A 17,324-nucleotide genomic window follows, 5' to 3' on the forward strand; every position below is an offset into this window, starting at 1 on the left:
GCCCGCTCCGGGTTGCCGCTTTTTTATTCAATTTATCAACTACCAACTCAAATTCGTTACAAGATGAATGATTTCCAGATGAACAAGACTCCGAGGAGTTGTCGCTGGAGCCGTTGGAGCCGCAACAGCTGGGCAGCTTTTGCGAGCCTCCACCGCTGCGTGACCATCGGAGTGCTGGCCGTCGGGATGTCCATTCTCTTGCTTGCGACGCAGACGGTCCATGCCCAGCAGTCCGACTCGGTTGCCATCTACCGCGAGATGGCCATCGACGAGGTGGGCATATCGGGGCGCATAGCGGCCCCGACACCGAACGCCGTGTCGCAAGTCACGCTTTTCGACCGAAAGGAGCAGGGTCCCGCCCCGCTCCAGACGCTGGAGGACGCCCTGCGCCTCACCCCTTCGGTCGACATCCGGGAGCGTGGCAGCAAGGGAATCCAGGCGGACATCTCCGTACGGGGAGGCTCCTTCGACCAGACCATGGTGATGCTCAACGGCATCGACTTCACGGATGCCCGCACGGGCCATCAATCCCACTCGCTGCCCGTCGACATCGACTGCGTATCGGGCATCGACCTGGTGGAGGGTGTGCCGGGCGTAGGCGCCTATGCCGGGGCGGTCAACATCCGCACGGCGCCGCTCATGCCCGACTACCTGCGCTTCGAGGGGGCGGGCGGCCAGTACGGCTACGCCTACGGCAACATCTCGGGGGCAGCCACCCGTGAGCGGCTGACGCTCTTCACGGCCGCCTCCTACCGGCGCAGCGACGGCTACATGCACAACACCGACTTTGCCAACTACAACGCCTTCCTGAGGGCCACCTACGAGGCGTCGAGGGCCGGCAGCTTCGAGTTCCAGGCCGGCTATCAGGAGCGCTCCTTCGGCTCGAACGGCTTCTATGCGGCCTACAACCCCGACCAGTGGGAGCAGACCTCGACGGCGCTCGCCTCGCTGCGCTGGAGCGTTCCGCTCGGACGCTTCAAGCTGGGCAGCTCGGTCAGCTACCGCAAAAACTTCGACCGCTACGACTGGACGCGCGGCACGCCGCTCAACCGCCACAACACGGACAACGTCGGCGCCCGGCTGTGGAGCGACCTGCGCTGGGCGGCCGGTACCACCTCGCTCGGGGGCGACTACACCTACAACCACATCTACAGCACCAATCTGGGCGAGCCGCTCGACCGTCCCCACGGCCTCTACACCCATGCCAAGGCGCGCCACGTGGGCAACATCTGGCTGCGCCACGTCAAGCAGTGGCGCCGCTGGGAGGCGGCCGCCTCGGGCGGCGTGAGCCTGACGCCCTACGGCACCTCGGCGCTGTGGAACGTCTCGGCCGACTACCGGCCCGCGGAGGGGCTCCACGTGGGTGCCGGCATCGCGCAGTCGATGCGCCTGCCCACCTTCACGGACCTCTACTACTCGTCGCCGGCCCAAATCAACAACCTCGACCTCACGCCCGAGCATGCGATTACCTACCGCCTCGGGGCCGACTACACCCGAGCCCGCTGGCACGTCGCGCTGCAGAGCTACTACCGCGCCGGGCGCGACATCATCGACTGGGTGCTGCGCGAGGATATGGGGGGCAAGTGGCACTCCGAGCAGAGCAGCCGCCTTGCGACCTTCGGGGTCGAACTCTCGGGCGGCTACCGCTCCGAGGAGGGGTTCCTGCGGCGCGCCACGCTGCTCTACGCCTACGTCACCACCAGTCAGGACAACCGCCTGGTCACCAAGAACGCCATGGACTACATGCGCCACAAGGCGGCACTCAACGTCGAGGTGCGCTTCCTGCGCCGCCTCACGCTCTCGCTCACCGGAGCGCTCTACGACCGTGCGGGCAGCTACCTCTTCTATCCCGTTGCGGGCGACTCCTCCCTCTCGGAGCGGCGCAGCTACGACCCCTATTTCCTGCTCGACGGACGCCTGTCGTGGGAGAAGGGCATCTGCCGCCTCTATGTCGACGCAACGAACATCACCGACACCGACTACTGCGAGATGGGCGGCATACGCCGTCCCGGAGCGTGGGTGACGGGAGGCATCGTGCTCACCATCGGCCGATAGGGGCCGGACCGGCTGTATGACTTCGGAGGTCTCCGCACGTGCGGGGACCTCTTTTTTCGTTGGCGGCAGGAGAGGAAGAATCTTGTTCGTCGGCGCCCGGCAGCGGGGAAGGAAAGGGCCGCACCCGGGCCGTCCAATGCCCGGCAGCGGGGGAGGGCAGCACCCCCGCCCGCCGGAGGCCCGGCGAAGTGAACGAATACGTCCGAGCAGAGAGTGAAAAACGGCCGCAAAGTGTCGTTCCGCTCGAAAAGCGGGGGCAAAACTTCCCGTTTCAAAGGAGAAATTGCTTTTTTGATTACGGATTTGCAAATGTTCTCCGAATTTTTCTTACCTTTGATAAGAGATAATCCTAAAACTTCCGAATATGCAGAAACGTATCGTAGAATGCGTTCCCAACTTCAGCGAGGGACGCGACAAGGCCGTAATTCACGAAATTACCTCGGCCATCGAGGCGGTCGAAGGGGTCAAACTGCTCGACGTGGACCCCGGCGAGGCGACCAACCGCACGGTGGTGACCTTCGTCGGCGAGCCCGAAGCCGTGCTCGAGGCGGCCTTTGCCGGTGTCAAATGCGCCTCGGAGCTCATCGACATGCGCAACCACCACGGCGCTCACCCGCGCATGGGCGCCACCGACGTGCTGCCGCTCATCCCCATTGCGGGCATCACGCTCGAGGAGTGCGCCGAACTGTCGCGCGGTCTGGCCCGCCGCATCGCCGACGAGCTGCATATTCCGACCTACTGCTACGAGGCGGCCGCCCTGAAGCCCGAGCGGAAGAATCTGGCCGTCTGCCGCGCCGGCGAGTATGAGGCGCTGCCCGAGAAGCTGGCCCATGCAGAGACGGCGCCCGACTTCGGCGCCCGCCCCTTCGACGAGGGTGTGGCCCGCACGGGTGCGACGACCGTCGGCGCCCGCGACTTCCTCATCGCCGTCAACTTCAACCTCAATACCACCTCGACGCGCCGCGCCAACGCCATCGCCTTCGACGTGCGCGAGAAGGGACGCCCCGTGCGCGAGGGCGGTTCGCCCGTGGGCAAGCCGCTCAAGGACGAGCACGGCAACACGCTCATGCAGCCCGGTACGCTCAAGGCGACGAAAGCCATCGGCTGGTTCATCGAGGAGTACGGCATCGCCCAGGTCTCGATGAACATCACCGACATTTCGGTCACGCCGCTCCACATCGCCTTCGACGAGGTGTGCCGCAAGGCCGATGCCCGGGGCGTGCGCGTCACCGGAACCGAGATTGTGGGTCTGGTCCCCAAGCGGGCGCTGGTCGACGCAGGGCGCTACTTCCTGCGCAAGCAGCAGCGCTCGACGGGCATCTCGGAGCGTGAAATCATCCGCATCGCCATCAAGTCGATGGGGCTCGACGACCTGAAGCCCTTCAACCCCGACGAGAAGGTCATCGAGTATCTGCTCGAGGCCGACAACCGCACCAAGCGGCTCGTCGACATGACCTGCACGGACTTTGCCGAGGAGACGGCCAGCGAATCGCCGGCTCCGGGCGGCGGCTCCATCTCGGCCTACATGGGTGCGCTGGGTGCGGCCCTGGGGACGATGGTGGCCAACCTCTCGGCCCACAAGGCCGGCTGGGACGCCCGCTGGGAGGAGTTCTCCGACTGGGCCGACAAGGGCCAGGAGGTGATGACCGAGCTGCTGCATCTGGTGGACGAGGATACGGCCGCCTTCAACCGCATCATGGCCGTCTTCACCATGCCCAAGACGACCGACGAGGAGAAGGCCGCCCGCAGCGCCGCGTTGCAGGAGGCGACGCTCTACGCCACCGAGGTGCCGCTGCGTACGATGAAGGCCTCGTCGCGCGTCTTCGAGCTCGTGCGTGCGATGGCCCAGACGGGCAACCCCAATTCGGTATCGGATGCCGGCGTGGGCGCTCTGGCCGCCCGCAGCGCCGTGATGGGTGCCTGTCTCAACGTCAAAATCAACGCCGCCGGACTCAAGGACCGTGCGACGGCCGACCGCCTCATCGCCGAAGCCGATGCGCTGGCGGCCGAAGCCTGCCACCTCGAGGCGGAGGTGCTCGCCATTGTGGAACAGAAGATAAAATAGCCGAACGATATGACACTGCAAGAATTCCAGAACGACATCCGGGCCGGCATTCCCGACAAGCTGCCCGCACCGAAACCCTACGACAAGCAAATCAACCACGCCCCGAAGCGCAAGGAGATTCTGACGCCCGAAGAGCGCGTGCTGGCCATCCGCAACGCGCTGCGCTACTTCCCGGAGAAGCACCATGCGCTGCTGGCCAGGGAGTTTGCCGAGGAGCTGCGCAAGTACGGCCGCATCTACATGTACCGTCTGCGCCCCGGCTATGAGATGTATGCCCGTCCCATCGACGAGTATCCCGCCCGCTGCCGTCAGGCGGCCGCCATCATGATGATGATTCAGAACAATCTGGACAAGGCCGTGGCGCAGCACCCCCACGAACTGATTACCTACGGAGGCAACGGCGCCGTCTTCCAGAACTGGGCGCAGTACCGCCTGACGATGAAGTACCTCTCGGAGATGACCGACCACCAGACGCTGGTCATGTATTCGGGCCACCCGCTGGGGCTCTTCCCCTCGCATCCCGACGCTCCGCGCGTGATTGTGACCAACGGCATGGTGGTGCCCAACTACTCGAAGCCCGACGACTGGGAGCGCTTCAATGCGCTGGGCGTCTCGCAGTACGGTCAGATGACCGCCGGCTCCTACATGTACATCGGTCCGCAGGGCATCGTCCACGGTACGACCATCACCATCATGAACGCCGCCCGCAAGCGGTTCAACGCCGAGCGCAAGGATGCCCGCGGCATGCTCTTCGTCTCGTCGGGACTGGGCGGCATGTCGGGTGCCCAGCCCAAGGCGGGCAACATCTCGGGCGTGGTCTCGGTCGTAGCCGAAATCAACCCCAAGGCGGCGCAGAAGCGCTACGACCAGGGGTGGGTCGACGAGCTGCACGACTCGCTCGACGAGCTGCTGCCGCGCATCCGCCGCGCCGTGGCCGACCGCGAGGTGGTCTCACTGGCCTACGTGGGCAACGTCGTCGACCTCTGGGAGCGCCTCGCCGCCGAGGAGGTTAATGTCGACCTCGGTTCGGACCAGACCTCGCTGCACAACCCCTGGGCGGGCGGTTACTACCCCGTGGGGCTGAGCTACGACGCCTCGAACAAGATGATGGTCGAGGAGCCCGTGCGCTTCCGCGAATGCGTCCAGGAGTCGCTGCGCCGCCAGGTAGACGCCATCAACAAGCTGACGGCCCGCGGCATGTACTTCTTCGACTACGGCAACGCCTTCCTGCTGGAGGCTTCGCGCGCCGGCGCGGCGGTCAACGGCGAGAACGGACGCTTCCGCTATCCCTCCTACGTGCAGGACATCATGGGCCCGATGTTCTTCGACTACGGCTTCGGACCCTTCCGCTGGGTCTGCACCTCGGGCAAGGCCGAGGACCTCGAGACGACCGACCGCATCGCGGCCGAGGTGCTCGAGAATATTCGCCGGACGGCGCCCGCCGAGATTGCCGGGCAGCTCGACGACAACATCCACTGGATTCGCGAGGCGGGGCGCAACAAGCTGGTCGTAGGCTCGCAGGCCCGCATCCTCTATGCCGACTGCCAGGGACGCACCGAAATCGCGCTGGCCTTCAACCGCGCCATCGCCGATGGTCGCCTCTCGGCACCCGTCGTACTGGGCCGCGACCACCACGACGTCTCGGGCACCGACTCGCCCTACCGCGAAACGTCGAACATCTACGACGGCTCGTCGCGCACGGCCGACATGGCGGTGCAGAACGTCATCGGCGACTCGTTCCGCGGCGCCACGTGGGTATCGCTCCACAACGGCGGCGGCGTAGGCTGGGGCGAGGTCATCAACGGCGGCTTCGGCATGGTCATCGACGGTACGGAGGAGTCCGAGCGCCACATCCGCGAGATGCTCTTCTGGGATGTCAACAACGGCATCGCCCGCCGCAGCTGGGCCCGCAACGAGGGCGCCATGTCGGCCATCCGCCGCGAGATGGAGCGCACGCCCGGCCTGCAGGTCACGATGCCCAACATCGCCGACGAGGAGCTCGTCCGCAATGCGCTCAAGGAGGAGTAACCCCTCCGCCGCGCGCATCACATTCTTCGGCAAGGGCCGGGGCGGGGGAGTTCCCTCCGCTCCGGCCGCAGCCGGGAAACAAACGCCACCAACCAACCACAAAAAACGAATCATCTTCACATGGAAATTCACCATATCTCGGCGGAGCACCTCTCGATTGGCCGCGTCCGCGAAATTCTCGACCGTCACATCACCCTTGCACTGAGCGACGACGCCAAGCGCCGCATCGTCCGCTGCCGCGAGTACCTCGACCGCAAGATGGAGCACCCCGAACGCCCCATCTACGGCATCACGACGGGCTTCGGCTCGCTCTGCAACATCTCGGTGGGGCACGATGACCTGGCCCAGCTGCAGAAGAACCTCATGATGTCGCACGCCTGCGGTACGGGCGAGCGCGTCCCCTCGGAGATTGTGCGGCTGATGCTGCTGCTCAAGGTGCAGTCGCTCTCCTACGGCCATTCGGGCGTTCAGCTGGCGACGGTCGAGCGGCTCATCGACTTCTTCAACGCCGACATCCTGCCGGTGGTCTACCAGCAGGGCTCGCTCGGAGCGTCGGGCGACCTGGCGCCGCTGGCCCACATGTCGCTGCCGCTCATCGGACTGGGCGAGGTGGAGTACGAGGGACGCGTGCGCCCCGCTGCCGAGGTGCTGGCCGAAAAGGGATGGGCTCCCATCGAGCTGCAGTCGAAGGAGGGCCTCGCGCTGCTCAACGGCACGCAGTTCATGAGCGCCTACGGCGTCTGGGCCGTCATGCAGGCGCAGCGGCTGAGCGCCTGGGCCGACCGCATCGGCGCCATGTCGCTCGACGCCTTCGACGGCCGCATCGAACCCTTCTGCGACGAGGTGCACCTGGTGCGCGGCCACAAGGGTCAGCTCACCACGGCACGTGCGTTCCGCCGCCTGCTCGAGGGCAGCGAACTGCTGGCCCGCCCCAAGCAGCATGTCCAGGACCCCTACTCGTTCCGCTGCATCCCGCAGGTGCACGGAGCCTCGAAAGATACCATCGACTATGTCGAGAGCGTCATCACGACCGAAATCAACAGCACGACCGACAACCCGACGATTTTCCCCGACGAGGACATGGTCGTCTCGGCCGGCAACTTCCACGGGCAGCCCATCGCGCTGGCCATGGACTTCCTGGCCATCGCCGTGGCCGAGCTGGGCAACATCTCGGAGCGCCGCATCTACAAGCTGATTTCGGGCCAGCGCGGCCTGCCCAACTTCCTGGTCGCCAAGCCGGGACTCAACAGCGGTTTCATGATTCCGCAGTACACGGCCGCCTCGATTGTCAGCCAGTCGAAGGGGCTCTGCATGCCGGCATCGGTCGACTCGATTCCCTCGTCGCAGGGTCAGGAGGACCATGTGAGCATGGGTTCGAACGCCGCCACGAAGCTCTACCGCGTGGTCAACAACACGGAACGCGTGCTGGCCATCGAGCTCTTCAACGCCGCCCAGGCGCTTGAGTTCCGCCGCCCGGCCCGCTCGTCGGAGCGCATCGAACGCCTCTTCGCCGACTACCGCCGCGTGGTGCCTTTCGTCGACATCGACCGCGTGATGTATCCGCTCATCGACGCCTCGGTCCGCTTCCTGCGCACCGAGCAGGTGGAGGAGTAGCCGTCGTCAGCATCCGCAAAACAAAGGACGCATCATGAGACTGCTGATTAAAAACATCGGAACGATTGTCGGAATCCAGCCGGAAGGCATCGAACGTCTGTGTGGCGAGCAGATGGGGCGTTTGGAGACGCTCGATGCCGCCTGGCTGCTGGCCGAGGAGGGGCGCATCGCCGCCTTCGGGTCGATGGCCGAGGGGTGTCCCGACGCCGCAGAGGTGGTGGATGCCGCCGGGGGGATGCTCTTCCCGTCGTTCTGCGACTCGCACACCCATCTGGTCTATGCCGGCAGCCGCGAGCAGGAGTTCCTCGACAAAATCAACGGCCTGAGCTACGAAGAGATAGCGCGCCGCGGCGGGGGTATTCTCAACTCCGCCGACCGGCTCCACGCCACCTCCGAGGAGGAGCTCTACCGCCAGGCGATGGAGCGCATCCGCGAAATCATCCGCATGGGCACCGGCGCCGTGGAAATCAAGAGCGGCTACGGCCTTACGACCGAGGACGAGCTGAAGATGCTGCGCGTCATCCGCCGCATCCGCCAGACGGCACCGCTCGAGGTGCGCGCCACCTTCCTCGGGGCGCACGCCGTTGGGCGCGCCTACGTCGGGCGCCAGGCAGAGTACGTAGACCTCATCTGCCGCGAAATGCTCCCGGCCGTGGCCCGCGAGGGGCTGGCCGAGTATGTCGATGTCTTCTGCGACCAGGGCTTCTTCACGGTCGAGGAGACGGCCCGCATCCTCGAAACGGCCGCCCGCTACGGACTTGTGCCGAAGATTCATGCCAACGAGCTGGCCGTCTCGGGCGGCGTGCAGGTGGGTGTGGCCCACGGCGCGCTCTCGGTGGACCACCTCGAACGGATGGGCGAGGCCGAAATCGAGGCGCTGCGCGGCAGCCGCACGATGCCCACGATGCTCCCCGGCGCCGCCTTCTTCCTCGGGATGAGCTATCCGCCCGCCCGCGAGATGCTCCGCGCAGGTCTGGGTGTCGCGCTGGCTTCGGACTACAACCCCGGCTCGACCCCCTCGGGCAACATGAAGATGGTCCTCTCGCTGGCCACCATTCGCATGAGGATGACACCGGCCGAGGCCATCAACGCCGCGACGCTCAACGGCGCCTATGCCATGGGGCTGAGCCGCGACGCAGGCTCCATCACCGTGGGCAAGCTGGCCAACTTCTTCCTCACGCCTCCCATGCCTTCGGTCGCCTTCTTCCCCTATGCCTACACCACGCCGCTCGTCAGCCGCGTCTTCCTGCGCGGCAAGGAAATAGTGGCGTAGTTTTTGCCACAGCCGTTACGACATGACCCGTTTTGCACTCATCACAAGCCTGTTGCTTACCGCCATGACCGCAACCGCACAAAAGCCCGCCCCGCTCACAGCCGAGGAGCGGCGGGTCATCATCGGGAAGGGGACCGAAGCCCCCTTCTCGGGCCGTTACTACGATTTCGACGAGGAGGGCACCTACCGCTGCCGCCAGTGCGGTGCCGCGCTCTACCGCTCGGAGGACAAGTTCGACGCCGGCTGCGGCTGGCCCAGCTTCGACGACGAGCTGCCCGGAGCCATCCGCCGCCAACGCGACGCCGACGGACGGAGGACCGAAATTCTCTGCGCCCGCTGCGGCGCGCACCTGGGACATGTATTTGCCGGAGAGGGATTTACGCCCAAGAACCTAAGGCATTGCGTCAACTCCATATCGCTCACCTTCGAACCGAAGTCAGCCGAGCAGCACGAACAGACGGCCATCTTTGCCGGCGGCTGCTTCTGGGGCGTCGAGTACATGTTCTCGCGCGTGCCGGGCGTTCGCTCCATCGAGGCGGGCTATACGGGAGGCCACACCGAGAACCCCACCTATGAGGAGGTCTGCAGCCACACGACGGGCCATGCCGAGGCGGTACGCATCCGCTTCGACCCTGCACAGGTGAGCTACGAGACGCTGGCGCGCCTCTTCTTCGAAATCCACGACCCGACGCAGGCCGACGGCCAGGGTCCCGATATCGGCGACCAATACCGCTCGGAGCTCTTCTACACGACGCCCGAACAGCGTGAAGTGGGCGAGCGGCTCATCGGCGAGCTGCGCGCAAAGGGGTACGACGTGGTGACGCGCATCACCCCGGCATCGCGCTTCTGGCCGGCCGAGGCCTATCACCAGAACTACTACGAGCGCAAGGGGCAGCAGCCCTATTGCCACAGCCGCGTACGGCGGTTCTGAGGCCTCCGGGGTACCGGAGGGGAGATAACAGGGGCCGCGGGCTGAAGAGCCGGGAAGCGGAACGCCGGAGCACCGGAGCACCGAAGTGCAACGGGATTTCCGCTAAACCGGGAACTCGGAATATCAGGAAGCCAGGGTACCGAAACGTCGGAGCCCCCGAAGCATCGGGATACCCCCCCCTGCAAAACCGCAAGGCGCAAAACAGCCCCACAAAGCCGCAAGGCGCAGGCCCGACGTCGCGCAGGCCGCCAGATGCCATTCTTCAAAAAAGAAAGGAGCCCAGCCAAACAGGCCGGACTCCTCTCTTTTTGCATTGCACCAAAGGCAACCCGCTGACAACGAGCGTCAAAGACCCGTTATCTTCTTGATTTCATTGAGCTTGTTCAGCGCCTCGATGGGCGTCAGCGAATTGATGTCCAACCCCTTGATTTGGTCGCGAATCTGCACCAGCACCGGGTCGTCGAGCTGGAACATCGAGAGCTGCATGTTCTGCGGCGAAGGGCTCTCGGCCGCCTCGCGCACGGCATGGGCCGAGGCCTTGCGCCCCCGCTCCTTGAGGCTGCGGCTGGGAACAATTTCGTTGTTGCCGTAGACCAGTTCGAGGTTGCGCAGAATCTCCTCGGCGCGGGCGACGACCGAGAGGGGCATGCCCGCCATGCGGGCCACGTGGATACCGAACGAGTGCTCGGTGCCGCCCCGCTCAAGCTTGCGCAGAAAGACGATTGTATTGCCCATCTCCTTGACCGCCACGTGGTAGTTCTTCACCCGCGGGCACATCTGCTCCATCTCGTTGAGCTCGTGGTAGTGGGTGGCGAAGAGCGTCTTGGCGCGGGCCGTAGGGTGGTTGTGGAGGTATTCGACCATGGCCCACGCAATCGAAATTCCGTCGTAGGTGCTCGTACCGCGGCCGATTTCGTCGAGCAACACCAGACTGCGGTCCGAGATGTTGTTCAGGATGCTGGCCGACTCGAGCATCTCGACCATGAAGGTCGACTCGCCCTGCGAGATGTTGTCCGAAGCGCCGACGCGCGTGAAAATCTTGTCGACGATGCCGATATGGGCCGACTCGGCCGGGACGAACGAGCCCATCTGGGCCATCAGCACGATGAGCGCCGTCTGGCGCAGCAGCGCCGACTTACCCGACATGTTGGGACCCGTAATCATCATTATCTGCTGCTCCTTGTCGTCGAGCATCACGTCGTTGGGGACATACTGCTCGCCGACGGGCATCAGCGTCTCGATGACCGGGTGACGCCCCTGCCGGATGTCGATGCGGCGCCCCTCGTCCAATACCGGACGCACGTAGTGACGCTCGCAGGCGATGCGCGCAAAGGACTGCAGGCAGTCGATGCCGGCGATGGTGGCTGCATTGCGCTGCAGCTGGGGCAGCGTACGGGCCACATAGGCAACGATTTCGGAGTAGATGCGCTGCTCGATGACAAGCATGCGCTCCTCGGCCCCCAGAATCTTCTCCTCGTACTCCTTGAGCTCCTCGGTGATGTAGCGCTCGGCGCTGGTGAGCGTCTGCTTGCGAATCCACGTCGGGGGAACCTTGTCCTTATAGGTGTTGCGCACCTCGATATAGTAGCCGAAGACGTTGTTGTAGCTGATTTTGAGGGACGGAATGCCCGTTGCCTCGCTCTCGCGCTGCTGGATGCGATTGAGGTAGTCCTTGCCGTGGAGCGCGATGCGGCGCAGGTCGTCCAGCTCGGCGTCGACCCCGTCGGCGATGACGCCCCCCTTCTGAATCTGGTTGTTCTGCGGGTCGGGGTAGATGTCGTGCGCCAGACGGTCGCGCACCTCCGTGAGGGGGTCGATGCGCTCGGCAAGCTGGTGGAGCCGGTCGGCATCGGTCGACTGCAGCAGCACCTTGAGCGTCTCGACCGCCGAGAGCGAATTCTTGAGCTGCACCAGCTCGCGCGGGGTGATGCGCGCGGCGGCGATGCGCGAACCGATGCGCTCGAGGTCACCCACGGCCTCCAGCTGCTCGCGAAGCGCCTCGGCGAACTCCCCCTCGCGCGTGAGCAGCTCCACGATGTCGAGCCGCTCGTTGATGCGCGCCGGCTCCTTGATGGGCATGGCCACCCACCGCTTGAGCAGACGGCCGCCCATGGGGGTCAGCGTCCGGTCGATGACGTCGGCAAAGCCGTTCTTGCGGCCCGCGGCGCCGTTGGTCGAGAAGAGCTCCAGGTTGCGGATGGTGAACTTGTCAATCCAGACGTAGTCGTTCTGGTCGATGCGGGCGATGGAGGTGACGTGGCCGATGTTCTTGTGCTCGGTGAATTCGAGGTAGTGGAGGATGGCTCCCGCCGCCGAGATGCCCGTGGTGAAGTGCTCCACGCCGAAGCCCTTGAGCGACTGCGTGCCGAACTGGCGGCAGAGCTTTTCGCGGTTCACCTCCTCCGAAAAGACCCACTCGTCGAGGCGGTAGGTGTAGTACTTCGACCCGAAGGCCTGCGTAAAGTGCTCCTCGCAACCACGCTGGTAGATAATCTCTTTCGGAGCAAAGTTCGAGAGCAGCTTGTCGACGTACGAATCGCTCCCTTCAGAGACGTAGAACTCGCCGGTCGAGATGTCGAGGAAGGCGACGCCGGTCGACTGGCGGCCGAAATAGATGGAGGCCAGATAGATGTTCTCCTTGTTCGAGAGGATGTTCTCCTCGAGGACCACGCCGGGGGTCACCAGCTCGATGACGCCGCGCTTGACCAGCCCCTTGACCAGTTTTGGGTCCTCCAGCTGTTCGCAGATGGCGACGCGCTCGCCCGCACGCACTAGCTTGGGCAGGTAGGTGTCGATGGCGTGGTAGGGGAAGCCGGCCAGCTCGACATACGACGCCGCGCCGTTGGCCCGCCGCGTGAGGGTGATGCCCAGAATGCCGCTGGCACGGATTGCATCCTCGCCGAAGGTTTCGTAGAAGTCACCCACGCGGAACAGCAGGATTGCATCGGGGTGCACCGCCTTGATGGAGTAGTATTGCTTCATCAGCGGGGTTTCGACATATTGCTTGTTGTCGGCCTTCGTTTTTTCGCTCTTTGCCACGGTCTTTTTCTTCAAAAAATAGTTCCTACAAAGATAGCGGATTTTGCCGGCCGGTCAAAATGCCCCGCCGAAAAATTGCACGAAAAGCCGCTTCCTCCCGGCGCATCGGAACGCGCCACCCGGCATCGGCCGGCTGTGCGCGACGCCGACCGCATCGAACCGAAGCTTTAGATAATCGGAAGTAAATACCTGTTGGAAGATATCTTACCGGAAGACCTCGTCGAACATGCGGGCGTAGTGGGCGGTCTTCCACTCCAGCGGACGGGGATAGGCGCGCGACGAGGAGGGCATGCGCCAGAGCTGCAGCCGGCGACCGTCAAGCGTGAAGGGCTGCGAACCGCCTACCTCGGGAACCGTCGCGATGCCGAGCTTGCGGCAGAGGGTTTCGGCGGCCTTCTGACCCGTCACCACCACCGCGCAGCAGTGGGGCAGCCGGCGTATAAGGGCCGGGATGTCAGTTTCACGCACAACTTGAAGAAAATTGTCCGATGCGTTGCCTTTCAGGCGAATCACCTCGCAGGCCGTATCGTACAGGGCGACCCCCTTCGTACGGAGGAACTCCTCGAGCCGTGCGCGGTCGAAGGCCTTGCGGTCGGGGGTCAGAAAGTGGTCGCGCTCCCCGAAGAAGTGGTAGCCGAAGATGCGCCACATGTCGTTCTGGAGGTTGGGGTAGTAGAACTCCATCGACCAGCGCCGGCGGGGCGGCGGGAAGCTCCCCAGCATTAGCAGCCGGGCATTTTCGGGCAGGAAGGGTTCGAGCGGATGGCGCTCGACGACGGGCTCCGAGGCCTGTTCCGCGGATTGAGGTATATCCTGTTTATTCATTGTTTATCAATATATTGCGCGCAAATGCACCTTTTCTATTCGAAGAAGCGTTCGTCGAAGTTGACCAGGTAGAGCCGTTCGGTTGCCCGCGTGAGAGCCGTGTAGAGCCAGCGCAGCATGTCGCGCGTCATCGGCTCGTCGCCGAAGATGCAGCGGTCGACGAAGACCGCCTTCCACTGCCCGCCTTGAGCCTTGTGGCAGGTAACCGCATAGGCGAACTTGACCTGCAGGGCGTTGAAGTGGGGATTTTCACGAATCTCCTTGAAGCGTTTCAGCTTGCTGCGGATGTCGAGGTAGTCCTTTTCGACCTCGTAGAAGAGCCGCGTGCTCTCCTCGCGCGTCAGCGAGGGGGACTCCGACGAGAGGGTGTCGAGCAGCACCTTGCAGGTGAGCTCCGTATCGTCGTAGTCGCCGAACGAGAGGGTAGCCTCGGCGAAGTGGAAGCCGTAGAGCTCCTCGAAGCGCCGCAGCCGCTTCAGGCAGGCGATGTCGCCGTTGGCGATGAAGCTCATCGGACACTCCTTGTCGTGCTCGGTAAAGTAGTAGTTGTTCTTGACCACCATCAGCATGTCGCCGCTCTCAATCTCCTCCTCGGCGTAGAGCACGTTGTAGCGGATACCATTATTATAACGGTTCGCACGCTTGTTCGAACGGGTGATGACGATGCACTCGTCGCGCCCGTAGCGCGCATAGCAGTCCTGCAGCGTCTCGAGGAAGTCGCCGCCCTCAAGTGCGACGATATCCGGGAAATCCATGTTGAAACGCGGAATCTCGTAGATTCCCTGCTCGAGCATGCAGCGTACGAGCGTGGCATTGAAGAGGATACCCGACTGCGCCTCCTGGCGGACCACCTCGTCCATCGTGCCGTAGACCACCTCGCCGTAGGAGGACATCGCCTGCGGGTCGAGCGCCGGACTGAAATCGCACCCCACGGGCGGCAGCTGCGCGTTGTCGCCCACCAGGATGAGCCGGCAGCCGCGCCCGCTGCGGACATAGTCGACCAGGTCCTGCAGCAGCGAGCCGCTGCCGAACAGCGCATCGCCGCCAGGCATGTCGGCCAGCATCGAGGCCTCGTCAACGATGAAGACGGCCCCCCGTTCTGGGTTGGGATTGAGCGAGAATTTCGATTCGTAGTCGGCATTGGTCCGCTGCCGGTAGATGCGCTTGTGGATGGTCAGCGCCTTCTCGTGGGCATACTGCGCGAGGACCTTGGCGGCACGCCCCGTGGGGGCCAGCAGGACGGGTTTCATCCCCATTTCGTGGAGCGCTCCGACCAATGCCGAGATGAGCGTGGTCTTGCCGGTTCCCGCATATCCGTTGAGCACGAAAATCTTCGAAAAATCGTCATCTGCAAGATAATCGGATAACTTTTCTACGATTTTTTTTTGCCCAGAAGTTGCTTCAAAACAAATTTTGGCGTAAATTTGGGTCGCAATACGTGTATTAAGCATTTACCGGCATATTTGCGACAAACTTAATAACAAATATTTAAAATGAAAAGAATTGCTCAAATTATTCTGGGGGTAGTCATCCTGGGACTGGTCTATGTAATCTACGACCAGATTTCGACCCCGATTCGCTTTGACGACGAAGTGAAAGTTCGGAATGCTCAGGTCATCGACCGCATCAAGGACATCCGTACGGCTCAGCGCTCCTTCAAGTCGAAGTACCAGCGTTTTACCGGCAGCTTTGATACGCTGATTTCCTTCGTGCTCAACGACTCCCTCGAGCTCGAGCGCAAGATTGTCGACGAGGACGACTCGGTTGCCATGGCCATGCTGAAGAAGTCCGGCCGCAAGAACGTCCAGAAGTTCAAGGTCGCAGTCATCGATACCGTATTCGCACCCAAGAAGCTCTCACGCGCCGATGTGGAGAACCTCCGTTACATCCCCGGCACGGACAACAAGGCCCAGTTCATCATGGAGGCCGGCATCATCACGACCGAGTCGAAGGTGATGATTCCCGTTGTGGAGTGCCGCGCTCCCTACAAGATGTATCTCGACACGGTTGAGTTCCGTCAGGATATCATCAACCTCATCGACAACGATGTCCACAACCTCCAGCGTTACCCGGGCATCAAGTTCGGTTCGATGGAAACCGGTAACAATGAGGCAGGTAACTGGGAATAACGGAAACTCTCCCGATAAGACAGTGTCCATTCAGCTCATGTTGGATGGACACTCTTTTTCGGTAGAGAGCCTTCCTGCGGCCGAAGAGGCCGGAGGGCTCGGCTTCGAGCCGCTCACCCCGCGCACGATGCTCGTCCCGCGCGAGGCCTTTGCCGGGGAGCTGGCCGCAAGCTATCTTGCCGCCGAGGGGCTCGCACCACTCGAGGGCGAGTGTGCGGTGTGGAGCGATACGCAGCAGCAGACGGTGGCCGTGATGGCCATCGACCGCGCGGTGCTCGACGCCCTGCATGCGAAGTACGGCGAGCGGCTCAGCTTCACCTCGCCGCTGCTCCACCAGCCGAAATTCTCGGGCAACGCCGTCTGGATGATGCGCTGCGGCTCGCTGCTCTACGTGAAGGTCTACCGCACCATCCTGCAGCTGGCCGAGGTCATACGGGCCGAAAACGACGCCGACGTGCTCTACTTCGTTGAACGCCTTGCCGGCATCTTCCCGCCGGCCGACTACGAGCTGCACGTAGAGGGGGAGGGCGGCGCCGCATTGCGCAAACTGCTCAAGGGATACTACAAACGAATCGTATGCGAATAGTCAGCGGAAAATACAAGGGACGTGCCATCAACCCGCCGCGCAACCTGCGTGCACGGCCGACCACCGATTTTGCCAAGGAGAACCTCTTCAACGTGCTGGGCAATCTGGTCGACTTCGAGGAGTGCGACGTACTCGACCTCTTCGCCGGCACGGGCTCCATCAGCTACGAGTTTGCCTCGCGCGGAGCACGGAGCGTCACGTCGGTCGAAATCAATCCGGTGCACTACAACTTCATCCGTCAGACGGCCGCGCAGCTCGGCATCGACAACATGTATGTCGTCAAGGCCAATGTCTTCCTCTACCTGAAGAGCTGCACGAAGCGCTTCGACATCATCTTCTCGGACGCCCCCTACGACCTGGAGGGGAGCGAACGGGTCATCGACCTGGTGCTCGGCGGCGATTTGCTGCGCGAAGGGGGAATGCTGATTTTCGAACACTCGAAGCAGCACGATTTTTCCGCACATCCCTGCTTCTGGCAGTTAAGGAGTTACGGAAGCGTGCAGTTTTCTTTCTTCAAAAAAGCGTAGCAAGGTATTGCAGAATTGAAAAAATGCATTACCTTTGCACTCGCAATACCGAAAGGGGTGCGTTAGTTCAGCTGGTTAGAATACGTGCCTGTCACGCACGGGGTCAGGGGTTCGAGTCCCCTACGCACCGCCAGAGAGAGGGCCAAAGAAGGTCCTACAAAAGCAAAAGCCTTGTAAACGAGCAGTTTACGAGGTTTTTTTGTTTTTGGATTATCTGCATGAGAAAGCAAAAAACAACCGGTTTCTGGTGTC

At 63.1% G+C, this 17,324-nt stretch carries 12 protein-coding genes and 1 tRNA gene; 10 read left to right on the plus strand and 3 right to left on the minus strand.

The window, feature by feature from the left end; translation table 11 throughout:
• Positions 1–63 precede the first annotated feature (63 nt).
• The 6 genes from C8267_RS01030 to C8267_RS01055 all read left to right on the plus strand — a co-directional run bounded on the left by C8267_RS01030 (position 64) and on the right by C8267_RS01055 (position 9,966).
• A complete protein-coding gene (locus C8267_RS01030) occupies positions 64–2,055 on the plus strand; it encodes a TonB-dependent receptor (RefSeq protein WP_106633345.1) in 1,992 nt (663 codons plus the stop codon).
• 364 nt (positions 2,056–2,419) lie between these two features.
• On the plus strand, positions 2,420–4,120 hold the full coding sequence (gene ftcD / locus C8267_RS01035) for a glutamate formimidoyltransferase (protein WP_106633346.1): 1,701 nt from the start codon (positions 2,420–2,422) through the stop codon (positions 4,118–4,120).
• 9 nt (positions 4,121–4,129) lie between these two features.
• Complete coding sequence (locus tag C8267_RS01040) at positions 4,130–6,148, plus strand: urocanate hydratase (protein ID WP_106633347.1); 2,019 nt, start codon at positions 4,130–4,132, stop codon at positions 6,146–6,148.
• Between the two features lie 120 nt (positions 6,149–6,268).
• Positions 6,269–7,762 carry a histidine ammonia-lyase gene (hutH, locus tag C8267_RS01045; protein ID WP_106633348.1) on the plus strand — a complete coding sequence of 498 codons (1,494 nt, stop codon included), beginning with the start codon at positions 6,269–6,271 and terminating at the stop codon, positions 7,760–7,762.
• Positions 7,763–7,796: 34 nt separating this feature from the next.
• Positions 7,797–9,035, plus strand: a complete 1,239-nt coding sequence (gene hutI / locus C8267_RS01050) for an imidazolonepropionase (RefSeq protein WP_106633349.1) — start codon at positions 7,797–7,799, stop codon at positions 9,033–9,035.
• A gap of 22 nt (positions 9,036–9,057) precedes the next feature.
• Positions 9,058–9,966, plus strand: a complete 909-nt coding sequence (locus C8267_RS01055) for a bifunctional methionine sulfoxide reductase B/A protein (protein WP_106633350.1) — start codon at positions 9,058–9,060, stop codon at positions 9,964–9,966.
• A gap of 345 nt (positions 9,967–10,311) precedes the next feature.
• Here C8267_RS01055 and mutS read toward each other — a convergent pair whose 3' ends face one another.
• The 3 genes from mutS to C8267_RS01070 form a co-directional block, all read right to left on the minus strand.
• On the minus strand, positions 10,312–12,948 hold the full coding sequence (mutS, locus tag C8267_RS01060) for a DNA mismatch repair protein MutS (protein ID WP_106633723.1): 2,637 nt from the start codon (positions 12,946–12,948) through the stop codon (positions 10,312–10,314).
• 261 nt (positions 12,949–13,209) lie between these two features.
• Positions 13,210–13,830 (minus strand): uracil-DNA glycosylase family protein, encoded by a 621-nt coding sequence (locus C8267_RS01065; protein ID WP_106633351.1) that lies wholly within the window; start codon positions 13,828–13,830, stop codon positions 13,210–13,212.
• Positions 13,831–13,865: 35 nt separating this feature from the next.
• On the minus strand, positions 13,866–15,281 hold the full coding sequence (locus tag C8267_RS01070) for an ATP-dependent DNA helicase (RefSeq protein WP_106633352.1): 1,416 nt from the start codon (positions 15,279–15,281) through the stop codon (positions 13,866–13,868).
• A gap of 42 nt (positions 15,282–15,323) precedes the next feature.
• On the opposite strand from C8267_RS01070, the gene C8267_RS01075 reads away from it, so the two are divergent.
• The 4 genes from C8267_RS01075 to C8267_RS01090 all read left to right on the plus strand — a co-directional run bounded on the left by C8267_RS01075 (position 15,324) and on the right by C8267_RS01090 (position 17,205).
• Entirely contained in the window at positions 15,324–15,959 is a 636-nt protein-coding gene (locus tag C8267_RS01075) for a hypothetical protein (RefSeq protein WP_106633353.1), read from the plus strand.
• 37 nt (positions 15,960–15,996) lie between these two features.
• Positions 15,997–16,545, plus strand: coding sequence for a hypothetical protein (locus C8267_RS01080; protein WP_106633354.1), 549 nt, complete (start codon positions 15,997–15,999; stop codon positions 16,543–16,545).
• Positions 16,536–17,072: an RsmD family RNA methyltransferase gene (locus C8267_RS01085; RefSeq protein WP_087360375.1), complete on the plus strand. Its 537-nt coding sequence runs from the start codon at positions 16,536–16,538 to the stop codon at positions 17,070–17,072. Before C8267_RS01080 ends, C8267_RS01085 begins: the two co-directional genes overlap by 10 nt.
• 56 nt (positions 17,073–17,128) lie before the next feature.
• A tRNA-Asp gene (locus C8267_RS01090) sits at positions 17,129–17,205 on the plus strand.
• Positions 17,206–17,324 lie beyond the last annotated feature (119 nt).

It is taken from the genome of Alistipes sp. Marseille-P5061 (assembly GCF_900290115.1).
GTDB classification, from domain to species: Bacteria; Bacteroidota; Bacteroidia; order Bacteroidales; family Rikenellaceae; genus Alistipes; species Alistipes excrementigallinarum.

What these genes read in the sequence shown, in the direction of transcription:
- C8267_RS01030 (WP_106633345.1), top strand. Translation starts at nt 64, where the DNA reads ATGAATGATTTCCAGATGAACAAGACTCCGAGGAGTTGTCGCTGGAGC.
- ftcD (WP_106633346.1), top strand. Translation starts at nt 2,420, where the DNA reads ATGCAGAAACGTATCGTAGAATGCGTTCCCAACTTCAGCGAGGGACGC.
- C8267_RS01040 (WP_106633347.1), top strand. Translation starts at nt 4,130, where the DNA reads ATGACACTGCAAGAATTCCAGAACGACATCCGGGCCGGCATTCCCGAC.
- hutH (WP_106633348.1), top strand. Translation starts at nt 6,269, where the DNA reads ATGGAAATTCACCATATCTCGGCGGAGCACCTCTCGATTGGCCGCGTC.
- hutI (WP_106633349.1), top strand. Translation starts at nt 7,797, where the DNA reads ATGAGACTGCTGATTAAAAACATCGGAACGATTGTCGGAATCCAGCCG.
- C8267_RS01055 (WP_106633350.1), top strand. Translation starts at nt 9,058, where the DNA reads ATGACCCGTTTTGCACTCATCACAAGCCTGTTGCTTACCGCCATGACC.
- mutS (WP_106633723.1), bottom strand. Translation starts at nt 12,948, where the DNA reads ATGAAGCAATACTACTCCATCAAGGCGGTGCACCCCGATGCAATCCTG.
- C8267_RS01065 (WP_106633351.1), bottom strand. Translation starts at nt 13,830, where the DNA reads ATGAATAAACAGGATATACCTCAATCCGCGGAACAGGCCTCGGAGCCC.
- C8267_RS01070 (WP_106633352.1), bottom strand. Translation starts at nt 15,281, where the DNA reads ATGCTTAATACACGTATTGCGACCCAAATTTACGCCAAAATTTGTTTT.
- C8267_RS01075 (WP_106633353.1), top strand. Translation starts at nt 15,324, where the DNA reads ATGAAAAGAATTGCTCAAATTATTCTGGGGGTAGTCATCCTGGGACTG.
- C8267_RS01080 (WP_106633354.1), top strand. Translation starts at nt 15,997, where the DNA reads ATGTTGGATGGACACTCTTTTTCGGTAGAGAGCCTTCCTGCGGCCGAA.
- C8267_RS01085 (WP_087360375.1), top strand. Translation starts at nt 16,536, where the DNA reads ATGCGAATAGTCAGCGGAAAATACAAGGGACGTGCCATCAACCCGCCG.